21 protein-coding genes and 1 other RNA gene are annotated in these 19,919 nt (G+C 35.6%); 5 read left to right on the top strand and 17 right to left on the bottom strand.

Annotated elements, in window-relative coordinates; translation table 11 throughout:
• Positions 1-10 precede the first annotated feature (10 nt).
• The gene (locus tag ACTWQB_RS05035; RefSeq protein WP_443138090.1) at positions 11-970 is read right to left on the bottom strand and encodes a thymidylate synthase; all 960 of its coding nucleotides are present in this window, start codon (positions 968-970) and stop codon (positions 11-13) included.
• A gap of 114 nt (positions 971-1,084) precedes the next feature.
• Here ACTWQB_RS05035 and ACTWQB_RS05040 point away from each other — a divergent pair, with 114 nt between their 5' ends.
• The gene (locus ACTWQB_RS05040; protein ID WP_443138091.1) at positions 1,085-2,104 is read left to right on the top strand and encodes an NlpC/P60 family protein; all 1,020 of its coding nucleotides are present in this window, start codon (positions 1,085-1,087) and stop codon (positions 2,102-2,104) included.
• On the opposite strand, the gene ACTWQB_RS05045 is transcribed toward ACTWQB_RS05040, so the two are convergent.
• Positions 2,101-2,946 carry a DUF72 domain-containing protein gene (locus tag ACTWQB_RS05045; protein WP_443138092.1) on the bottom strand — a complete coding sequence of 282 codons (846 nt, stop codon included), beginning with the start codon at positions 2,944-2,946 and terminating at the stop codon, positions 2,101-2,103. The two genes, ACTWQB_RS05040 and ACTWQB_RS05045, sit on opposite strands and share 4 nt — an antisense overlap.
• 249 nt (positions 2,947-3,195) lie before the next feature.
• On the opposite strand from ACTWQB_RS05045, the gene ACTWQB_RS05050 reads away from it, so the two are divergent.
• The gene (locus ACTWQB_RS05050; RefSeq protein WP_443138093.1) at positions 3,196-3,396 is read left to right on the top strand and encodes a cold-shock protein; all 201 of its coding nucleotides are present in this window, start codon (positions 3,196-3,198) and stop codon (positions 3,394-3,396) included.
• Positions 3,397-3,555: 159 nt separating this feature from the next.
• Entirely contained in the window at positions 3,556-4,233 is a 678-nt protein-coding gene (locus ACTWQB_RS05055; protein WP_443138094.1) for a queuosine precursor transporter, read from the top strand.
• A gap of 170 nt (positions 4,234-4,403) precedes the next feature.
• On the opposite strand, the gene ACTWQB_RS05060 is transcribed toward ACTWQB_RS05055, so the two are convergent.
• The 12 genes from ACTWQB_RS05060 to ACTWQB_RS05115 all read right to left on the bottom strand — a co-directional run bounded on the left by ACTWQB_RS05060 (position 4,404) and on the right by ACTWQB_RS05115 (position 13,885).
• Positions 4,404-5,228 (bottom strand): sulfurtransferase, encoded by an 825-nt coding sequence (locus ACTWQB_RS05060; protein ID WP_443138095.1) that lies wholly within the window; start codon positions 5,226-5,228, stop codon positions 4,404-4,406.
• Between the two features lie 20 nt (positions 5,229-5,248).
• Positions 5,249-5,758, bottom strand: coding sequence for an isoprenylcysteine carboxyl methyltransferase family protein (locus ACTWQB_RS05065; protein WP_443138096.1), 510 nt, complete (start codon positions 5,756-5,758; stop codon positions 5,249-5,251).
• Position 5,759: 1 nt separating this feature from the next.
• Positions 5,760-6,821 carry a type III polyketide synthase gene (locus ACTWQB_RS05070; RefSeq protein WP_443138097.1) on the bottom strand — a complete coding sequence of 354 codons (1,062 nt, stop codon included), beginning with the start codon at positions 6,819-6,821 and terminating at the stop codon, positions 5,760-5,762.
• Between the two features lie 78 nt (positions 6,822-6,899).
• Positions 6,900-7,679 carry an SDR family NAD(P)-dependent oxidoreductase gene (locus tag ACTWQB_RS05075; protein ID WP_443138098.1) on the bottom strand — a complete coding sequence of 260 codons (780 nt, stop codon included), beginning with the start codon at positions 7,677-7,679 and terminating at the stop codon, positions 6,900-6,902.
• A 73-nt stretch (positions 7,680-7,752) separates the two neighbouring features.
• On the bottom strand, positions 7,753-9,255 hold the full coding sequence (locus ACTWQB_RS05080; protein ID WP_443138099.1) for a carboxypeptidase M32: 1,503 nt from the start codon (positions 9,253-9,255) through the stop codon (positions 7,753-7,755).
• Positions 9,256-9,276: 21 nt separating this feature from the next.
• Positions 9,277-10,407, bottom strand: coding sequence for a THUMP domain-containing class I SAM-dependent RNA methyltransferase (locus tag ACTWQB_RS05085; RefSeq protein WP_443138100.1), 1,131 nt, complete (start codon positions 10,405-10,407; stop codon positions 9,277-9,279).
• A gap of 74 nt (positions 10,408-10,481) precedes the next feature.
• Positions 10,482-10,869, bottom strand: an RNA gene (gene rnpB / locus ACTWQB_RS05090) — RNase P RNA component class B.
• A gap of 79 nt (positions 10,870-10,948) precedes the next feature.
• Entirely contained in the window at positions 10,949-11,248 is a 300-nt protein-coding gene (gene gpsB, locus ACTWQB_RS05095; protein WP_443138101.1) for a cell division regulator GpsB, read from the bottom strand.
• 10 nt (positions 11,249-11,258) lie between these two features.
• Positions 11,259-11,825, bottom strand: coding sequence for an SLOG family protein (locus ACTWQB_RS05100; protein ID WP_443138102.1), 567 nt, complete (start codon positions 11,823-11,825; stop codon positions 11,259-11,261).
• A gap of 57 nt (positions 11,826-11,882) precedes the next feature.
• Entirely contained in the window at positions 11,883-12,293 is a 411-nt protein-coding gene (locus ACTWQB_RS05105; protein WP_443138103.1) for a cytidine deaminase, read from the bottom strand.
• A gap of 11 nt (positions 12,294-12,304) precedes the next feature.
• Positions 12,305-12,652 (bottom strand): DUF1798 family protein, encoded by a 348-nt coding sequence (locus tag ACTWQB_RS05110; RefSeq protein WP_443138104.1) that lies wholly within the window; start codon positions 12,650-12,652, stop codon positions 12,305-12,307.
• Between the two features lie 267 nt (positions 12,653-12,919).
• Complete coding sequence (locus ACTWQB_RS05115) at positions 12,920-13,885, bottom strand: DUF2515 family protein (protein WP_443138105.1); 966 nt, start codon at positions 13,883-13,885, stop codon at positions 12,920-12,922.
• A 92-nt stretch (positions 13,886-13,977) separates the two neighbouring features.
• Between ACTWQB_RS05115 and recU the strand changes: the two genes are divergently transcribed.
• Together recU and ACTWQB_RS05125 are read left to right on the top strand one after the other, a co-directional pair.
• Entirely contained in the window at positions 13,978-14,613 is a 636-nt protein-coding gene (recU, locus tag ACTWQB_RS05120; protein ID WP_443138106.1) for a Holliday junction resolvase RecU, read from the top strand.
• Positions 14,597-17,182 carry a PBP1A family penicillin-binding protein gene (locus ACTWQB_RS05125; protein ID WP_443138107.1) on the top strand — a complete coding sequence of 862 codons (2,586 nt, stop codon included), beginning with the start codon at positions 14,597-14,599 and terminating at the stop codon, positions 17,180-17,182. The genes recU and ACTWQB_RS05125 overlap by 17 nt, the downstream gene beginning before the upstream one ends.
• A 29-nt stretch (positions 17,183-17,211) precedes the next feature.
• Here ACTWQB_RS05125 and nth read toward each other — a convergent pair whose 3' ends face one another.
• The 3 genes from nth to asnS form a co-directional block, all read right to left on the bottom strand.
• The gene (gene nth / locus ACTWQB_RS05130; RefSeq protein WP_443138108.1) at positions 17,212-17,862 is read right to left on the bottom strand and encodes an endonuclease III; all 651 of its coding nucleotides are present in this window, start codon (positions 17,860-17,862) and stop codon (positions 17,212-17,214) included.
• A gap of 12 nt (positions 17,863-17,874) precedes the next feature.
• Entirely contained in the window at positions 17,875-18,549 is a 675-nt protein-coding gene (locus tag ACTWQB_RS05135) for a DnaD domain protein (RefSeq protein WP_443138109.1), read from the bottom strand.
• 71 nt (positions 18,550-18,620) lie between these two features.
• Entirely contained in the window at positions 18,621-19,913 is a 1,293-nt protein-coding gene (gene asnS / locus ACTWQB_RS05140; RefSeq protein ID WP_443138110.1) for an asparagine--tRNA ligase, read from the bottom strand.
• Between the last annotated feature and the right edge of the window lie 6 nt (positions 19,914-19,919).

Raw genomic sequence — 19,919 nt, forward strand, 5'->3', positions numbered from 1 at the left:
TATTCAACTCCTAAACTGCAATTGGTGCTTTTATGGCAGGGTGCGGGTTATAGTTGTCCAATTTTATATCATTGACATCAAAATCAAATATAGATTCTAATTCTTTATTAATTGAAAGTCTTGGCAGCTCACGAGGATTTCTCGATAGTTGCTCTTTTACTTGATCAAAATGATTATGATAAATATGGGCATCCCCAATTGTGTGAATAAACTCACCTACACCTAACCCACATTCATGAGCAATTAAATGTGTTAGCAATGAGTAACTAGCAATGTTAAAAGGTATTCCTAGGAATACATCACCACTACGTTGGTATAACTGACAAGATAGCTTCCCATTACTCACATAAAACTGAAATAATGTATGACATGGAGGCAATGCCATTGATGGGACGTCCTCTGGGTTCCATGCTGACACAATTAGCCTTCTCGATTCTGGGCTTGTTTTAATTTTATTAATGACATCCGCAATTTGATCAATTGTTTCATTTTGGGTAGTTTTCCAGTGACGCCATTGTTTCCCATAAACATCACCTAAATGCCCAAACTTTTCTGCAAACTGATCATTTTCTAAAATAGATTTCTTAAACTGTTCCATTTGTTTTTGATATTGATCATTAAATTCAAGGTCTTCTTGAGAACGAAGTCCAAAATTAGTCATGTCTGGCCCATCGTATTCATCACTTTCAACCCATTTCTTAAAAGCCCATTCATTCCAAATGTTATTGTTATGTTTAAGTAAATAACGAATATTCGTATCTCCGTTTAAAAACCAAAGTAACTCGCTAACAATCAATCTAAATGGCACTCGCTTTGTTGTCAGTAAAGGGAAACCTTCATTTAAATCAAATCTCATCTGATGTCCAAATATTGAACGGGTGCCTGTTCCAGTACGGTCTCCTCGATCAGAGCCACTATTTAATATATGTTTACATAAATCAAGATATTGATATTCACTCGTATGTACCATGGTGATCCTCCCAGTTTATTTTACTTTATTGTAACAAATAAGGCTGTCCTGTCATAGACGGAAAATGTGCTCATATAATACCAACATCAAAATAAAGAAAAAGGTGATGGTAAGATGGTCAAAAAGAAAAATAAACACCCTATTTTTATGAGCGCAATGGCAGGAAGCATTGCGTTAAGCTCCCCTCTCGCCTTCACTTTACCTGTAGAAGCCATATCGAAGGAACAATTTGAGGAACTTCAAAAGTTATCCTATGGCGAGCATCATGAGTCAGTAGTTCATTTACAGAAGAAGTTAAAAACCTTGAATTTTTATCAAGGTACATATACACCAGAATATGACGCATTAACTGAACATGCACTTAGAGAATTCCAAGAACAACATGACCTTGAAGCTACTGGTAAAACAGATGAACCGACGTATTTAAAACTAGAAGAACAGCTAGATACCCATTATAAAGAAATTATTGAAACAGTCGGGGAAAAAGTTCAGCACGGCGAACAATCAAACCGGGTAAAACAACTCCAAGAAGCTTTAGAACACTATGGTTTTTATCGAGGCGAAGTCGATTCAATTGCTGGCCCAGTTACTAAAAAAGCACTCGAGCAAATGAATAAATCATATAAGCTTGAACTAGACCTTTCAAACTACAATCGAATGGTTCAAGTTGCACAACAACAATCTCAAACTCAACAACGCCAATCACAAAACCAACAACAAAACGTCCAGCAAACAGTTAAAACGTCAGCACAAGCCAAAACTGAACCTGCATCACAATCCAGTTCAGTCATCCAGACGGCCAGGAATTATGTTGGATCACCATATGTATGGGGAGGAACATCACCATCCGGCTTTGACTGTAGTGGATACTTACAATATGTTTTTAATCAACATGGAGTTTCTTTGCCAAGAACGGTCGATAGTATTTACTATTCAAGTCATCCTGTAAGTAAACCAAGTGTTGGTGATTTGGTATTTTTTGAAACATATAAGCCTGGGCCTTCTCATGCTGGCATTTACTTAGGTGATGGTAATTTCATTCATGCTGGTCTGAGTTCAGGAGTAACAATCAGTAATATTAGCAATTCCTATTGGAGTACTCGCTATATCGGTGCCAGACGCGTTGCAAATTAAAACAAATTAATTTGACTCGGATTTAAATCTTCGTACTGGATGTTTAATAATTGCTGAAGAGATTTAGCATTATAATAAGCATCCCCACCAGAGTTATTGTTGAAGAGGACAGTGATATTCTCACTGTTCTCTTTTAATGTCTTGATCCGATTTTTCCATTCAATTAACTCTTCTTCATTATAACTGTAAAGAAAACGAACTTTGCGCCAATTTTCATTGCCATTTTGATTCCACCCCATTACATTTCTTCCATGGAACCTTATAAGCGTGTTTTTCGGATTTGTTACAACTGGAACAATCGGAATAGAGCCCTCCCCTGCTTGTGGTTCATCGCAAATTGAATGAATCCACCCTTCTTCTTCCATAAATTTTAACGTGGACTCACGAACAGAATCGTCAAACCATGAACGATTTCTAAACTCTAAAGCTAAATTATATTCATCAAATTGTTCTCTTATAAACTTCAAACGATTTATATGTTCTTTTGATAACTTGAACCACGGTGGAAACTGAAATAGAACAGAGTTTAACTTATTAGCGTGAATTAATGGTTGAATCCCTTCTTTAAATTCATTAAACATAACTTTAATATCTTTTCGAGTATAATTCTTTCGATCATGCCCGGTAAAAGCTTGAAACGCTTTTACTACAAAAGAAAAGTTAATTGGAGTTTGTTTTTCCCATTTTATGTATTGTTGTTCACTCATAATACTATAAAAGGCTGCATCTAATTCCACAACCGGAAAATGGGAAGCATATGCAGCAAGTTTATTATTGTACATATTGTCTTGTTCATGTATTGCAGGATGGTCTCCCCACCCAGTTAATCCAATTTGTATCACCAAAACTCTCTCCTATGTATGATATTAATGTAATTAGTATATCTGAGATTGCTTGACGATGTCTATCTCAATCAGTTATACTTATAAGTGCAATAAAGATGTAAGGTATCATGAATTGGGCAACTTCTATAGAAGTGAGGAATTGATTTATGATCCTTCATTTCTATAGGAGTTGTCTTATTTTATATCTGCATACTTATTGTGAAATCAAGCACCATTTAGGTGAAAGTTTTAGGAGGATTATGTATCATGCAAAACGGTGTAGTAAAATGGTTTAACGCAGAAAAAGGTTATGGTTTCATCCAAGTTGAAGGTGGCGACGATGTATTCGTACACTACTCAGCAATTCAACAAGAAGGTTTCAAAACTTTAGAAGAAGGTCAAGAAGTTGAATTTGAAATCGTTGAAGGCGACCGTGGACCTCAAGCATCTAACGTAGCTAAAAAATAAATATAAAATATATTTGGAGCCGGTAACGAAGAAGAAAGTTACCGGCTTTTTTCGTGCAAATCCACTTGAAAAACATGAACTACTGTAATATTATTAAGGCTATTGTGCAATGCGCAGTTCGAAAAATCCTGCGATATCAAAACTAAGGAGATGATTAAATTGACAAATGAATTACTATGGATTGTTTTTGCACTTGTAAACTTTTTATTACTCATTTTGATTTATCGAATTTTTGGTAAAAATGGTTTGCTAGTATGGATTGGAATGTCTACGGTTGTAGCAAACCTTCAAGTGTTAAAAATGGTTGAACTATTCGGTGTAACTGCGACTTTAGGAAATATAGTGTATGGTTCTATTTTCCTCGCCACAGACATCCTTAATGAGAAATATGGAAAAGAAGAAGCAAAAAAGGCGGTCTGGCTAGGGTTTTACACGTTAATAACTATGACGGTTGTTATGCAAATAGCATTACGCTTTGAACCAGCTGAATCGGATCAAGTTAATGAGGCTTTACAAACGTTATTTGATTTAGTACCTCAAGTCGCAGTCGGTAGCTTACTAGCTTATATTGTTAGTCAAAACGCAGATGTTTACATCTTTTCAAAACTTAAGAAGAAATTTACGTCAGATAAATTATTATGGGTTCGTAATAATGTGAGTTCGATGTTAAGTCAGCTTTTAGATACAGCAATTTTCACAGTTATTGCGTTCTGGGGAATTTTAATGTCTGAACCTGGTGTTTGGTTAGAAATATTCCTAACGACTTATTTCATTAAGTTTATTGTAGCGGCACTTGATACGCCATTTATGTATATGGCTAAGAAATTTCATAAGTAAAACAAAATTTATAACAAACAAAATTACGCAGTCAAAATGCTTCGCTTTCCGTTTGCACGGCTTCAACTTCCCCAAACTCACTATTGTTCGTTTGGCGTGATTTTTAGCTCGTGCAGTTCCTGCAGGAATCTTGCATTTTGACTGCTTAATATTTCATCGCCATTTTTATCCTAGAGGGTTTTTACTTCATTTTCTTCATAACTGATCCAATCACTGAAGCTCCCTGCATACAGTCGTACATTTTTAAAACCTGCTCTCCATAAAGCTACTACATTTGGAGTGGCTGTTACACCAGAGCCACAGTATACGATAAATTCTTTTGCACTCTTGAATCCTGAGAAGTATTTTTTTAGCTCTTCTTTTGATTTAAACTGATTTTGATGATTCAAAATCTTTGTCCAGTCTGAATTGATAGCTCCAGGGATATGCCCCGCCTTGCGATCGATTGGTTCGTGTCTTCCAATATAGCGATCATAGCTTCTAGAATCAATTAATACCATATCATCTTTATCTTTATTGTTTTTCACATATGTCATATCAGCCAATAATTCTTTTCTAATATGATACTTTCCATAATTACTTACACTTTCGACCGTTGCTTCTTTGCTTAGAGGATAATTGCTCTCTTTCCACTCTTCTACCCCACCATTAAGTAAATAAACGTTGGGGTGATCGATAAAAGTTAAGAGCCAATATAATCTAGATGAGAAAGCTCTATTTTGGCAATAAACAATTACCTTAGTATCTCGATTTATGCCTTGTTCAGCTAATTTTTCAGTAAATTCCTCTAATGACGGTAGTGGATGACGACCACCATGTTCCTTAACAACTCCACTTAGATCTTGATCAAGGTTGAAATAAACGGCGTTAGGTAAGTGTTCACTATTAAATTCACTAATCCCCCAGTCTGGATCTTGTAAATTAAATCGACAGTCTGCAAAAACTACATGTTCATTATTATACAACTCATACGCTTCTTGAACTGATATAATCACAAAACCTCTCCCTTATTAATCTATTTAGTTAAATGCTGGTGAAGAGCTTGGTTCTCTAATGGGATTCGCTTGGTCATTAGCCAAATGTGCGCACTTACAAATAAAAAGGCAGTGATGTAGGCGTGAAACATAATGGGTATGACGAACAACTCCAGACCAACTAACCAATAATTTGGGTGGTTAATCCATTTATAAGGTCCTTTTCGTACAAACTTGGCATTTGGCAGCACAATGACTTTTGTATTCCAAAACCTACCTAATGAAAATAAACACCAGAATCGAAATGCTTGAAGTAAAAGGAAAACAGTAAATACTACAATTGAAATATCTTTACCCCAACCGTGTGACAATACACTTTCTAGAATTAGGGCTATAAAAAACAATATGTGTGTCACTACGATGTGAGCATAATATGGATCGTCAATTTCAATTGCTCCCTGTTTCTTTTGATGTTTTTCGTTCGATTTAGCAATTAATAATTCTGCAATTCTTAAACTGATTAAATAAATGAAGATTATAAAGTACATCATGCTAGCTCCACTCCAACAATAAGATTTCTGATGTAAACCCTGGACCTAAAGCTGATGCTAAATGAAATTGTTGATTAAACTCTCCTCTTTCCAATGCTTCTTTTATAACAAATAATACCGTTGGTGAAGACATATTCCCATATTTCTTTAAAATTTCTTTAGAAAAATTAATATGTTGATGGTTAAGCTTGATTTTTTCAATTTCTTCTAACACTTTACGCCCGCCTGGATGGGCTAATATATGTTCAATTTCATCTAGAGGGACATTTTCCTGAGATAGAAATACTTCTAAATGTTCTTTCCAAAAAGACTTAATTAATTTAGGGATGATTGTTGCAAAAATGACATAGAATCCATCATCTTTCACATCCCATCCCATTACATCCATACTGTTTTTTAGTACCTTTGAATTTGTTGCTTTAATAGATAATTGACTTTGGTTAGTTTGTTTAACAATGGGGTGTTCTTGACCGAGTAACACGGCGCAACTTGCACCGTCTCCAAACAATGCTGCCCCAACGATATTTTGCTGATCTAATCTATTAGGGTGGAAAGCAACACTAGCTAATTCGCAAGACACAATCATAATTGAGTCCTCTGGATTAGCTTGTAAATAATCATGTGCTCTCGATAAAGCAACTCCCCCACCTGCACATCCTAAACCAAAAAAGGGGTAACGGCGTACATCATCCCGTAGCGGTAACCTGTTCATTAAGTGCACATCGAGTGGTGGCGTTAAAATTCCTGTACTAGTTACAGAGAAAACGGCGTCTATATCCTTGATATGTATTTCGGAGTTGGAAAAACAATCTAATACTGCCTGTTCAGCAATGTTAATACCCGTTTCAAAATATAAATCATTCCGCTCTTTTAATCCGTGTTCAAACTGGAACCAACTTGATTCTACAGCGAAATAGCGTTGATCAATGTTAGCAGAATCAAATACAGCTAAATACCTTGATAATTTACGATCAGACACTAAGTTAGATATGATTTCTTTAGCTCGACTTTGTTTCAGCTCATAATTTGGGACAGCAGTTCCAATGTTATAAATAATAGACATAATAGGGTTCAACCTTTCACTTCTGCCATTATTCTCCCCTGTTAATACATTCCCCTTTTATTGGATAAATATTCTAGTCTAAAAGCCGTATATCGTCATTCCGCCATCAACCATTAACGTTTGTCCCGTCATATAATTACTTGCATCTGATGCTAAGAAAACGGCAGGGCCAGCAATTTCCTCAAGCTTCCCAATTCGGTTTAATGGTGTTCTATTGACTATATCTTGAACATATTGATCATCTTGTAACAGCTTCTCTGTTAATGCTGTTGGAAAATACCACGGTCCTATCGCATTAACATTAATGCCGTATTTGCCCCATTCTAGTGATAATGTCTTAGTCATCTGAATTAATGCAGCTTTTGTCATAGCATACACAACACCTGTTCTAAGAGCAGTTTGTCCAGCAACAGATGAGACGGATATAATTTTACCTTTGATCTTATGGTTTAGCATGTTCTTAGCTACATATTGTGAAAGAAATAAGACGCTTTTCATGTTTGTATCAATAATTTGTTGATATTCACTTTCTGTAACTTCTAGTGCTTCACTACGAATATTCATACCAGCATTGTTAATAAGTATGTCAATTCCTCTAGTATTTGTTAAGTGATCTAATTCCTTAGTAAGGTGGTCTAATTCTGTAACAGATGTCGTAATATATTGAACAGAAACATTAAATTGTTCTTCGAGTTTTACACTTGTATTTTTTAAATCATCTTCATTTCTTGCAACTAAAATTAAATCTGCACCAGACTCAGCATAGGAAAAGGCTATTGCTCTACCTATTCCTTTTGTCGCTCCTGTAATAACTGCTAGCTTTCCTTTTAATGAAAAGTTTGGTAAATATGATTCCACTGTAAATGCCTCCATTTTATCATTAAAATATGTTAAACAAGGCTATTCCGATGATAGAATAGCCTTGTTACAATTACCAATTATAAATTTTTTGATATTTATCTGTTAAGTATTTAACTAAATGGTCAGGGTTTAATCCTTCTCCTGTTACCTCTTGTAACAATTCTAAAGGCTCCTTCATACTACCTTTTTCATGAATATGATTGTTTAACCAATTCTTAATCGGCGACAAGTCATCATTACGAATAGCTTCATCAATATCTACTGTGCGACTTAAAGCAGTCTTAAGTTGGGCACCGTACATATATCCTAAAGCATATGATGGAAAGTAACCAAAGTCTCCTCCCGACCAATGAACATCTTGTAATACTCCATCAGCATCTTTTTCTGGTCGGATTCCTAGATACTCTTCCATTTTATCATTCCATAATTCAGGTAAGTCTTTAACCTCAATTTCCTCATTAATTAGAGCTTTTTCCAATTCATAACGAATCATGATATGAAGCGGATAAGTCATTTCATCAGCTTCAATGCGAATAAATGTTGGTTTAACTTCATTGATGGCACGATAAAACTCATGCTTTGGAATATCTTTAAAAGTTTCGGGAGCATACTCTAAAAATAATTCGTAGTATTGATCCCAAAAGGTTTCGTTTCTACCTACAAAGTTCTCCCAAAACAGAGATTGTGATTCATGAATTCCCATTGAAATTGCTTCACACACTGGTGTGTCATAGTGATCTTTATTCAACCCTTGTTCATATAGTGCATGGCCACCTTCATGAATAGTACCAAATACAGCCATCCTAAAATCATTTTCATCGTACCTAGTTGTTACTCTTACATCTTCATGATTAATGTTAATAGCAAATGGATGAACCGTTTCATCTAGTCGACCAGCGTCAAAATCATATCCCATTTTATCAAGAACTTTTAAAGAGAATTGTTCCTGCTTATCTTTAGGAAAATGAGTCAAGATTTGGCTAGTGTCAGGCTTGTTATTAGATTCATTTACTTTCTTTATTAATTTTCCTAAATCATCTCTTAATTTAGGAAAAACCTGGTCTAAAGTTCTAACGGTGACGCCTGGTTCGAACGCGTCTAATAAGGCATCATATTTGTTATCTTCATAACCCCAATACTCTGCAAGCTTTATATTAAAGTTAACGATTTTCTCTAAATAAGGTCTAAACATCTCAAAATCAGATTTCTCACGAGCTTCTGTCCAGACTGATTCTGCCTGAGAAGTTAGTTCGACAAACTCTTTATACTTATCAACTGGAATCTTTTTTGTTTTGTTGTAATCCTTTTCCACCAGCACAATAGATCGCCTAATAACTTCATCTTCAGACCCCTTTAATTGGTCGATGTAATGCTTCATTTGTTCCGATGTTTTTAATTCATGAATTTTTTGAGACATGAAAGAAAGTGTTTCTGAACGACGATGAACACCTCTTTTGGGTGCTTTCGTTCTTAAATCCCAAGCCATCAACTTGATAGCTTCAGCGTAAGATTCAATCTGTTTATAATATTCCAAAAATTCTTTTTCCAAAGAAGTATATGTTGCTGTCCCCAAATAATTCCTCTCCAATCTTAATTATTTCTTTCCAAAAAATTGATAATAGTTTGTTTGAATAAAACCATTGAACAATTTACGCTTTTTCGTGGCTTTATGGCCGTATTGCTTCTCAAAATCATTATAGGCGGTCATAATATATACACTCCACTTAGGATAAGAAGACATAATATGTCCTAAATCTTGATAAATCTTCTCTACTGCTTCTTTATCACCTAAGCGTTCGCCATAAGGAGGATTTCCTATTAAATAACCTTTGTCAGATTTAGGAACAAAATCACTAACTTGCATTTGTTTCCAATCAATTAAATCTGCAAGGCCCGCTTCTAATGCATTCTGCTCAGCAATCTCTATTGACTGGTGACTAATGTCTGATCCTGTTATGTCAAGTGGTTGGTCGTAATTTGCTAAGTCTTCAGCTTCTTCTAAAGCTCGATCCCAAATCGATGATGAAACAGAATCCCATTCTTCAGCTGAGAATTCACGATTAAAGCCAGGTGCAATATTCTGACCTATTAATGCTGCTTCAATTGGAATAGTACCAGAACCTGTGAATGGGTCTACTAATGTATGGTTCGGTGACCAGTTTGTTAATTGAATTAACGCAGCAGCTAACGTTTCTTTCAGCGGCGCTTCTCCTTGGCCTATACGGTATCCTCGTTTATGTAATCCAGAACCTGATGTATCTAATGATAATGTAACTTTATCTTTTAATATAGCAACTTCAACTTTATATCTTGCTCCAGATTCCTCTAACCTTGAAGTTAAGCTATAGGCCTCTTGTAAACGAGAAACAATAGCTTTCTTAACAATTGATTGGCAATCAGGAACAGAGTAGAGTTTTGATTTATGGGACTTTCCAACTACGTGGATAAAACCATCTTTAGAAATCCACTCTTCCCATGGTAGTGATTTGGTTTGTTCAAAAAGTTCCTCAAAAGAATAAGCATTAAACTCATCCATTAAAAGCTTGACACGATCAGCGGTACGTAACCATAGATTACTCCTCGCAATCCCTGACAAGTCACTTTCGTATATGACACGGCCATTTTCCGTTTGTATATTCTCATATCCTAGCTGTTTCACTTCATTTTTCACAATGGATTCTAAACCCATCGCTGCTGTTGCTATTAGTTTTATTGGCTGTGACAACGTTTCCATTCCTTTCAGAACTTTATAGCGTCAAAATAATATGTAAGGCATAAATAAAATGTGACCTGTAAGTGTTTCGTAAGCCATGTTCTGTACCTTCGTACTGCTAACGGCGGTCAACCTCGTACTCCAGTCGTAACCATCTATCTGCAAGCCAAAATGACCTGCCTCTCTGCTAGGTTTGATTCCCTGCAGAAAGTGCCCCTACCATATTTTGGGTTGCTCACTCGTGGGGTTTACCGCGTTCCACTTTGATTGTTTCCAATCAAAATCGTCACTGTGGCACTTTAAAGGTAATCCAATCATATCCCATAAGGACTTAGATTGTTTCCCTGCCGTTAGTTAACCGTTGTTAACTACCTTGACTTATGGTTTCGTCAAGCACGAACACTACAAGCATCTCAGCTTGTGTGAGCATGGACTTTCCTCTCTGAAACAGGTTCAGAGCGGTTACGTCAACACTTACAACCATCTTATTTATGCCTGAACTATAAAGTTTAACATAAATGCTATAAGACTTCATTGGTAATTATTTACATGTCTACTCACTATATCTTTTACCAAAAACCGCCTTCTCTAAGTTAGATAACCTTTGTAAGACATCATAATTAATCTGACCTCTTTGTTTAGTCTGTGAAGAGGTTGATGTCGAAGCATTAGGCTTACTAGTCGTTTTCAGCTTGCGGTTCTCTTCTTTTAGTGCTTCAATTTCCTTTTGAAGTGAATCATAATCCTGAATGACTAGATCTAAGAACTCATCTACCTCATCTTGATTATAACCTCTAATGGTTGTTTTAAACTCTTTGTCCAAAATTTCTTGACTCGTTAAGTTCACTTTCATCGAATCCCTCCTAAACGTCTTCGTGTGACTCCCATTCTTGCATTTCCCGGGCTAAGTCATTTAAATCAAAAGAATTAATAATCGTTACATTATATTCATGTTGTTCTTGATATTTCAATATTAAATCATAAAAATATTGAGGTGACCCACCAAACTCTTCTTCATACAGCAAAATACACCCATCTGTTTTTTCAATTAGCCATTTGTTCTTCACAAAATATTGTTTCGGATTTTCATATTTTTTTTGACTTAATGGTTGATAGAAATCTGCTAATTGAATCATTTGTTGATACTTGGTTTGTTTATCTTCTTTCCAAATACTTTCTTGTTCCAAAAATGGCGGTATTAAGGCTATTTTAACTGGATAAATTTCTTTTAGGTCTTGCACTATGTCAAAAGCCCAGGTCTCAACTCCTTGCTGACCAGATAAGACAACCCATTCTAAACCGTCATTTAGATAGTCAACGAGTCTTCTTTTAAGAGCTTCCTTAATAATGACTACTTTCTCATCATTGTCAGTGAAAATATTCAATTCATGAGGTTTATAACCAGTTATAGTTATTGATTTTACATTCATATTGTTAGTATATCAAAAAAAGAGCTAGTTTGTACTAGCTCTAACCGTTATTTTTCATTATTTTTCCTGTCCAGAAGCTAAATCTTCTTGATTAAACGAGAATGGAAGTAACTCTTTCACTTTAACTTCTTTCACTTCTTGGTCCTTATTACTAATGTAAACGGTCATTTCCGGATCGAAAAACTCGCTCATAACCTGTCTACAAGAGCCGCAAGGTGGTACAGGTCTAGTTGTGTTAGCAATGACTGCAAGGGCCTCGAATTCCCTTTCACCTTCTGAAACGGCTTTAAATATGGCTGTACGCTCAGCACAACAGGCTACAGGATAAGCTGCATTTTCAATGTTACAGCCTTTATACAATTTACCGTTCTTCGTTAACAATGCAGCGCCAACTGGAAAATTGGAATACGGAACGTAAGCTTGACTTAACATACTTTTGGCTTCTTTTACTAACTGTTCTTGATTCACGATGTTCTCCCCTATTCTGGATCTTCTAAAATTAAGTTCATATTATATTTTACAGATTGATATAACTCAACAAAACGCTTTTTTCTTACATCATTAAAATAACTGTGTAGAATCATAATTTCTAAGTTATCTTTTGTATTTTTTATTTGGTTTGGAAAGATTGGTATAAGGTGTACAACCTTGTTGGCATCTTCTTCCCATTTTTCTATCTTTTCAAAGATTGGTGTGGCTTCCTTCTTCATTAAATTAAAGTCATCGTAATTTTTTCGGTCAAATTTACGTTCATTAAAGTAACGATGATGGATGGCTTCTAGATCCTGATATGTGATCTCTTTTGTCAGCCGCAAAAATTCTTCCATTTCAATCACCTTGCCTTCAAATCATACTTTATCATGAATTTTCGCGACATGCTATTATTTCTTTCTTAAATCAGGATTCACAATTTGCATTCTCTTCTTCAAGTGTTCTAACTCCATTTCTAGACGTTGTAGAGATTCTAATAAATACTCCTTATTATTAGGGTACTTCATTGACCTCTCCTCCTTTGCCTATTTATTTAGCCAATCGCTTTCAAATTCCTTTACGTCCGACAAACAAAGAAGGAAAGTTACAAAGGTTCTTATACTCTAGCTTTTTTCGACAGATTCATGCTTTATTGATCCTTTAATCGAACTTAAGTCCTTAATCCACTTTCTTTTTTTATAAAATTCGCTATTTATAGGTTTTATCTTTTTGATTGATTCTTCTTTGAACCATTTTCGTTTTACTTTAGTGTACGAAGACCAATCTTCACGATATTCATTTAATTGGTGTTTAGTATCCCTGTAGAAATCAGCCAATTTATGACTATCTGTTATTCTTTCTTTGTTCAGGAATTGTTCATACTCCATTCTGTCACCTGTAATCTCAATATGTTTTGCGAAGGAATAAAACATAGGATAAAGACCGGGATAGAATAATAAATTAGCAATCTTCTTACCTATTGAAATCCGTTTACTAACACTTAAAAAATGAGACACAAAATCACCATATATTTTTCCATCTTCAGTAGGTAGCAATACAGCATTAAAATGAGCCATGTTCTGTCCTTTGAAAGGCAGTTTATGAAACACTTTGCTTTTATATGGTTGTTGTTCCATAATAGGTTGTTCAATCAAATTCTGTTCATTAATAATTTGAGCATATAGTAACCGGTCCTCACCGCCATACTTATAGAAGCGATACCACTCTTCTTCCACAAACTTAGAAATATGAAAATGTTTAAATAAAAAGAATAGTGGTGTATTCTTTTCCATTGACAACTGATAAATTAACAATTGAGGGTATGCGTCTTGAAAAATATACCAATTAATGCTTTCATAGGTTAGATATAGCGATTTTCTTTGGTCTTCACTTAAAAACTGAACATAGGGTTCACTTTGCAAATCTGTCATATTCCACCCTGCGTTTCTTGAAACATAACTTGCTAAAAAAGACCATTTGATTTCTGGAAACTTTCTATAGAAATCCAAGTAAGCTTTTGTTCTTGTCACATTATTTTGATTATGTATTTTTGTTTGCTCTTTAATGTAGTTGACAATTAACGGGATCATGTTGTCAGCCTTTCTTAACTATTTTGTAATAGTATATCCAAATTCATCTTCTTTAAAATTTGGTATAATATTGATGTTGAGGAGGAATAAACTTGAAGTACCCTAAGGGAAGTCGACAAAACCAACATAATTCAACAACAAATCAAGCAAACTATAATAAACTGAATCCCACTCAGTTTGGTAACCGAGGAATGACCCTCGAAAAAGAGTTAAACGAAACGAATAAATTCTATTTAGAAACGAATCAAGCTATTATTCATAAAAAGCCTACTCCTATACAAGTAGTTTCAGTAGACTATCCTAAGAGAAGTGCAGCAGTTATAAAAGAAGCTTATTATCAACAACCGTCTACAACTGACTACAATGGAATTTATAAGGGATTATATATTGACTTTGAGGCCAAACAGACTAATAATAAAACATCTCTACCTTTTTCAAACATACATGAACATCAAGTCAAGCATATGAAAAAAGTAGATGAACATGGTGGCATTTGTTTTTTTATAATTCGATTTAAAATTTATAATGAAACTTTTTTACTTCCCATACGTCCATTTATACAAGTTTGGGAGCAACAATTTGAGGGTAATAGAAAATCGTTACCTTACCAATACATCAAAGATAACGGTTATTTAATTCCGTTCACTTTGCAGAAAAAAGTGGACTATTTAACCGTGGTTGACCGTGTTTACTTCAATGGAGGAGATATAAATGAGCGAAGAAGTTAAAAGCAGAAAAGCTAAAAAACAAACCAAAAAGAAAAGAAAAATTAATTGGAAAAAAGTACTTATATCATTATTAATTATTGGTTTACTAAGTATGTTTGTTGTTGCAGGCGTAGTGTTCTCTTATATAAAGGACGCTCCTGAACTTAATGCAGACGAGTTAAACGTACCATTATCAACCACTATTTTAGATCGTAATGGAGAAGTTATTGCTGAACTCGGTGCGCAGAAACGCGAAGCCATAGAATATAATGAAATTCCTGAAGTACTAGAAAATGCTGTATTAGCTACAGAAGATGTTAGATTCTATGAGCATAGCGGAATTGATTTAAAACGTATTGGTGGTGCCGTCATTGCCAATTTTAGAAATGGATTTGGTTCTCAAGGTGCAAGTACCATTACTCAACAAGTCGTTAAAAATGCTTTCTTATCATCCGATAAGAACTTAAAACGTAAGTTTCAAGAGCAATATTTAGCATTTAAATTAGAACAAGAATATAGTAAAGAAGAAATTCTTGCTATGTACTTAAATATCATTGCTTATGGTAAAGACGTTTACGGTGTACAAAAAGCTTCTGAGGCGTACTTCGGCAAAGAAAATTTAGAGGATTTAACATTATCTGAAGCAGCGCTACTAGCGGGTCTTCCGCAAAGGCCAAATGCGTATAATCCGCATGTTAATCCTGATTTAGCTGAAGAACGTCGAAACACGGTACTTAACTTAATGGTAAAACATGATAAGATTTCTGAAGCTGAAGCCGAAGAAGCTAAAGCCATTAGTGTTACTGATATGATTCAAGAAAGTTATGAATCAGATATTCCGTATGAAGCATTTATTGAACAGGTTTTACGTGAAGCTGGTCAAATTTTAGATGACGAGGTAGAAGTTCACTCTGCTGGACTTACTATTCATACAACACTAGATCAAGATGCACAAAAGCAAATTGAGTATTTATTAAGTAGTGAAGATAGTCCCGTTCAATTTACTGACGAGCAAGTGCAAGCAGGTGTTGCGGCTATTGATACTAAAACAGGTGCTATTCTTGGTTTAGGTGGAGGCCGTAATAAAGAAGGAATATGGGCTGGTGAGAACTACGCTATTATGGGTGGTCGACAACCAGGATCAACAATTAAACCAATTATTGACTATGGTCCTGCTATAGAATTTGATAAATGGTCAACTTATCATCAGTTACGTGATGAAGAGGTCGATAACTATAGTGAAGATGGTTTAAGTAACTTCGATGATCGTTACCGTGGTTGGATGAGTATGCGAGAAGCGTTATATCAATCAATTAACGTACCAGCATTTAAAGCTTTTGATGAAATGAGAAATAATCATTCAGATGATCGTCTAATAGAATTTGCTCGTGGATTAGGCTTACCTTATACAGATACTTTGTATAATTCAGATTCAATTGGGGGGAATCACCAATTCAACCCTCTACAATTAGCTGGAGCCTATGCAGCATTTGGTAATGGTGGTATTTACAATGAACCGCATGCAGTAACGAAAATTGTTTATCCTGATGACCAAAAAGAGATTGAAACGCAACCTGAATCTAATATGGCTATGGAAGATTATACTGCCTATATGATTTCGGATATGTTGAAGGATGTTTTAACTGATGGTACAGGAAGAAGCGTTAATGTAGGTAACCTTCCTGTTGCTGGTAAGACTGGTACAACTAACAATGATTATGACTCTTGGATGGTCGGGTACAGCACTAACTTTACAATATCTGTTTGGACTGGATATTCAAAAGAAAATGCTACTTTATCTCAACAAGATAAGGATATACCGAAAGCTGTATTCGGAAACCTAATGACTCACATGTCAGAAGGTGTCGAAACACCAGATTTTGAAAAGCCTGATTCGGTTGTAGAAGCCAAGGTCGAAAAAGGTTCTAGACCGGCTAAAAAACCAAGCGACTATACACCTGACAGTGAGATTGTTACAGAGTTATTTGTAAAAGGAACTGAACCATCAGAAGTATCAGAAGAATTTGATCAGACAGATCCAGTTGAAAACTTAACTGCTGAATTTGATGAAGAACGTGGTGTTATTGAACTATCTTGGGATCACTCTGCAGCAGATGAAGTAAGTTTCAGAGTTAATGTATCAGTTGATGATAGTGGCATGCAGGAAGTCGCTACCATTAATGAAACCATGATTGTATTTGACGAAATCTCACCTGAAACGTCTTATACCTTTGAAGTAATAGCTTTTGAAGGTGATGAGAACGAATCAGAACCAGTAAGAACGTCTATTGAAACGCCTCCTGAAGAAGAGGAAGACGAAGATTTCTTAGACGACATAATTGGTGACGATGAAGAAGATGAGGATAATGATGGACCTGGAAACGGAAACGGAAATGGCCCTCCTTCAGACGATGATGATGGTCAAGAAGAAAATGAAGATGGTTCAGACGAAGGCGACTCTTCAGGTGATGAGGAAACTGGTGAAGATGACACCGGAGATGACGAAGATGGTACCGGTGATGGATCTGGAGATGGGTCTGGCGAAGACGGATCTGATGAAGAAAATTCAGAAGATGATGAACAAGAATAAAAATAAGACAGAAAAACGAGGCTGATTATTCAGCCTCGTTTTTTCATACGTTTTTGACCTTCTCGGCAAATTTCTAATAATGGACACTCGGGACAGTTTGGACTTTTTGCCTTACAGTGATAGCGTCCAAAGAAGATCATACGATGATGTGTATCGCTCCACTTTTCCTCTGGTACTTTTCTCATCAATGTTTTTTCAACTTCTAATACAGAATCTTTCCATCTACAGATTCCTAGCCGTTTAGACACGCGTTCAACATGGGTATCAACTGCTATAGCTGGTTCACCAAAAGCTACTGACATAACTACGTTTGCCGTTTTTCTTCCAACGCCTGCTAAATTAATTAAATCATTATAGTTTGACGGTACTTGCCCGTCGTGTTTATCAATTAGGTCTGCACTTAATTTGCGAATGTTTTTCGCTTTATTTCGATATAACCCAATCCGTTTAATATCATTTTGAAGCTCTTCTAATGATACTGCTAAATAATCTTCTGGTGTTTTATACTTTTTGAAAAGGTCGGGTGTTACTTTATTAACTAAGGCATCGGTTGCTTGAGCTGATAGAACCACAGCTACTAATAATTCAAATTCATTTGTATGATTTAATTCACACTCTGCATCTGGGAACATTTCTTCAAGTGTATCAAGTACCTGCCTAACTCCCTTTTTGTTTAACATCGACTCCCCCCTTTATTCTTCTAACCAATTATAATACACCGACGTATCTCTTTTTTTAGTAGGCTTCTGTTGGTTAGATTGATTATAATTTGTTTGATTGTTTTCTTTCGCTTCACTGATACTTTTAATGCCTTTTTTCTTCCATTCATTTAAGATTCGGTCGATATAACGGAAGTTTAACTTACCCATTAAAACAGCTTCTCTTAAGGCTGCTTTAATTAGAGCAGGTTTGAATCGGTCATCGTCTAACCAGTAACTAATGGTTTCAATTTCTATTGGTGACAACGCACGTCCAAACTCTTGCTCAAATAAACTAAACAACTTACCTTCCTCGTCTTTTGATTGATTTACTTCTTGTTGGACCTCGTAAAGTTTCTCAATCAGTGGTGTTATAGAATACCATTCGTGTACAACGCGATTGTCATCTTCGTGCTGATCAATGGTTAGTAAACCTTGATTCCTCATTTTTTTGAGGACATTTGATACATCATTTGCATTAATCGACATATATTGCGCGATTTGTTCAAATGACGGTAAAAGGTCATTCTCCTTCTGCCACCTTATAATATGTAACACAACCATTAAATCCACTTCAGATAATCCTAATGACTGATAATCTTTAATTAACCTTGAAGGTATATTGACTTGATCAATAAGAAGCTTCTGATATGAAAATGGTAAGTTCAATGACGTACCCACCTTTGTATTTTTTCTAATAGAAAGAGATGACTCATGGTAAGAGTCATCCCTTTTTTGACTTAAGGATATAATCTGTTTAATAATCTAGGGAATGGAATCGTTTCACGAATGTGTTCAATACCTGTAATCCATGCAACCGTACGTTCAAGACCTAGTCCGAAACCAGAGTGCGGGACACTTCCATATTGACGTAACTGTAAATACCATTCATATGCAGGTCCATCTAACTCATGTTCCTCATAGCGTTGTTGCATTAATTCGAAATCATCAATACGTTCTGAACCACCAACAATCTCGCCATAACCTTCAGGTGCAATTAGATCCGCACATAAGGCAACGTTTGGATTATTTGGATCTGGTTTCATATAGAATGCTTTAATCTCAACTGGGAAGTGCGTGATGAAAACAGGTTTGTCATATGCTTCAGCAATGGCTGTTTCATGTGGTGCACCGAAGTCATCTCCCCAATCGATATCATCAAAGCCTTGGTCTTTTAAGAATTGAATTGCATCATCGTAAGTAATTCTTGGGAATGGCGGCTTCACATTTTCTAATTTGGATGTGTCACGTTCTAATGTTTCAAGCTCTAGCTTACAGTTGTTTAGAACAGACTGAACCACAAATGAAACGTATTCCTCTTGCATTTCTAAGCTTTCATCATGATCCATAAATGCCATTTCAGGTTCAATCATCCAGAACTCGATTAAATGACGTCTTGTCTTAGATTTTTCAGCTCTAAACGTTGGACCGAATGAAAATACTCGCCCTAAAGCCATAGCCGCTGCTTCCATATACAACTGACCACTTTGAGATAAGTAGGCTTCTTCATCAAAATATTTTGTATGGAATAATTCCGTTGTCCCTTCAGCTGATGCACCCGTTAATATTGGTGGGTCTACTTTTACAAAACCTTCTTGATTAAAGAACTCATACGTTGAACGGATAATTTCATTTCTTACCTTCATGATCGCGTGTTGTTTCTTAGAGCGTAACCATAGATGACGATGGTCCATTAGAAACTCTGTGCCATGTTCTTTTGGTGTAATTGGATAGTCTACAGCATCTTGAATGACGTCTAATCCTGTGACTTGTAGTTCAAAACCAAGTGGGCTTCTTGTATCTTCAACTACTTTTCCAGTGACATATAAGGATGTTTCCTGTGTAAGGGATTTAGCTAAATCAAAATCTTCTTCTGACACAGCTGACTTAACGACTACCCCTTGAATAAATCCTGTACCATCTCTCAATTGTAAGAAAGCAATTTTACCACTTGATCGTTTATTATGTAACCATGCGCCGATTGTAACAGTCTCTTCTACATGGTTTTTAACTTGCGATATTGTCGTTTTCAAATTGTT

The organism is Piscibacillus sp. B03 (assembly GCF_052246295.1).
In the GTDB taxonomy this organism is placed as follows: Bacteria; Bacillota; Bacilli; order Bacillales; family Alkalibacillaceae; genus Piscibacillus.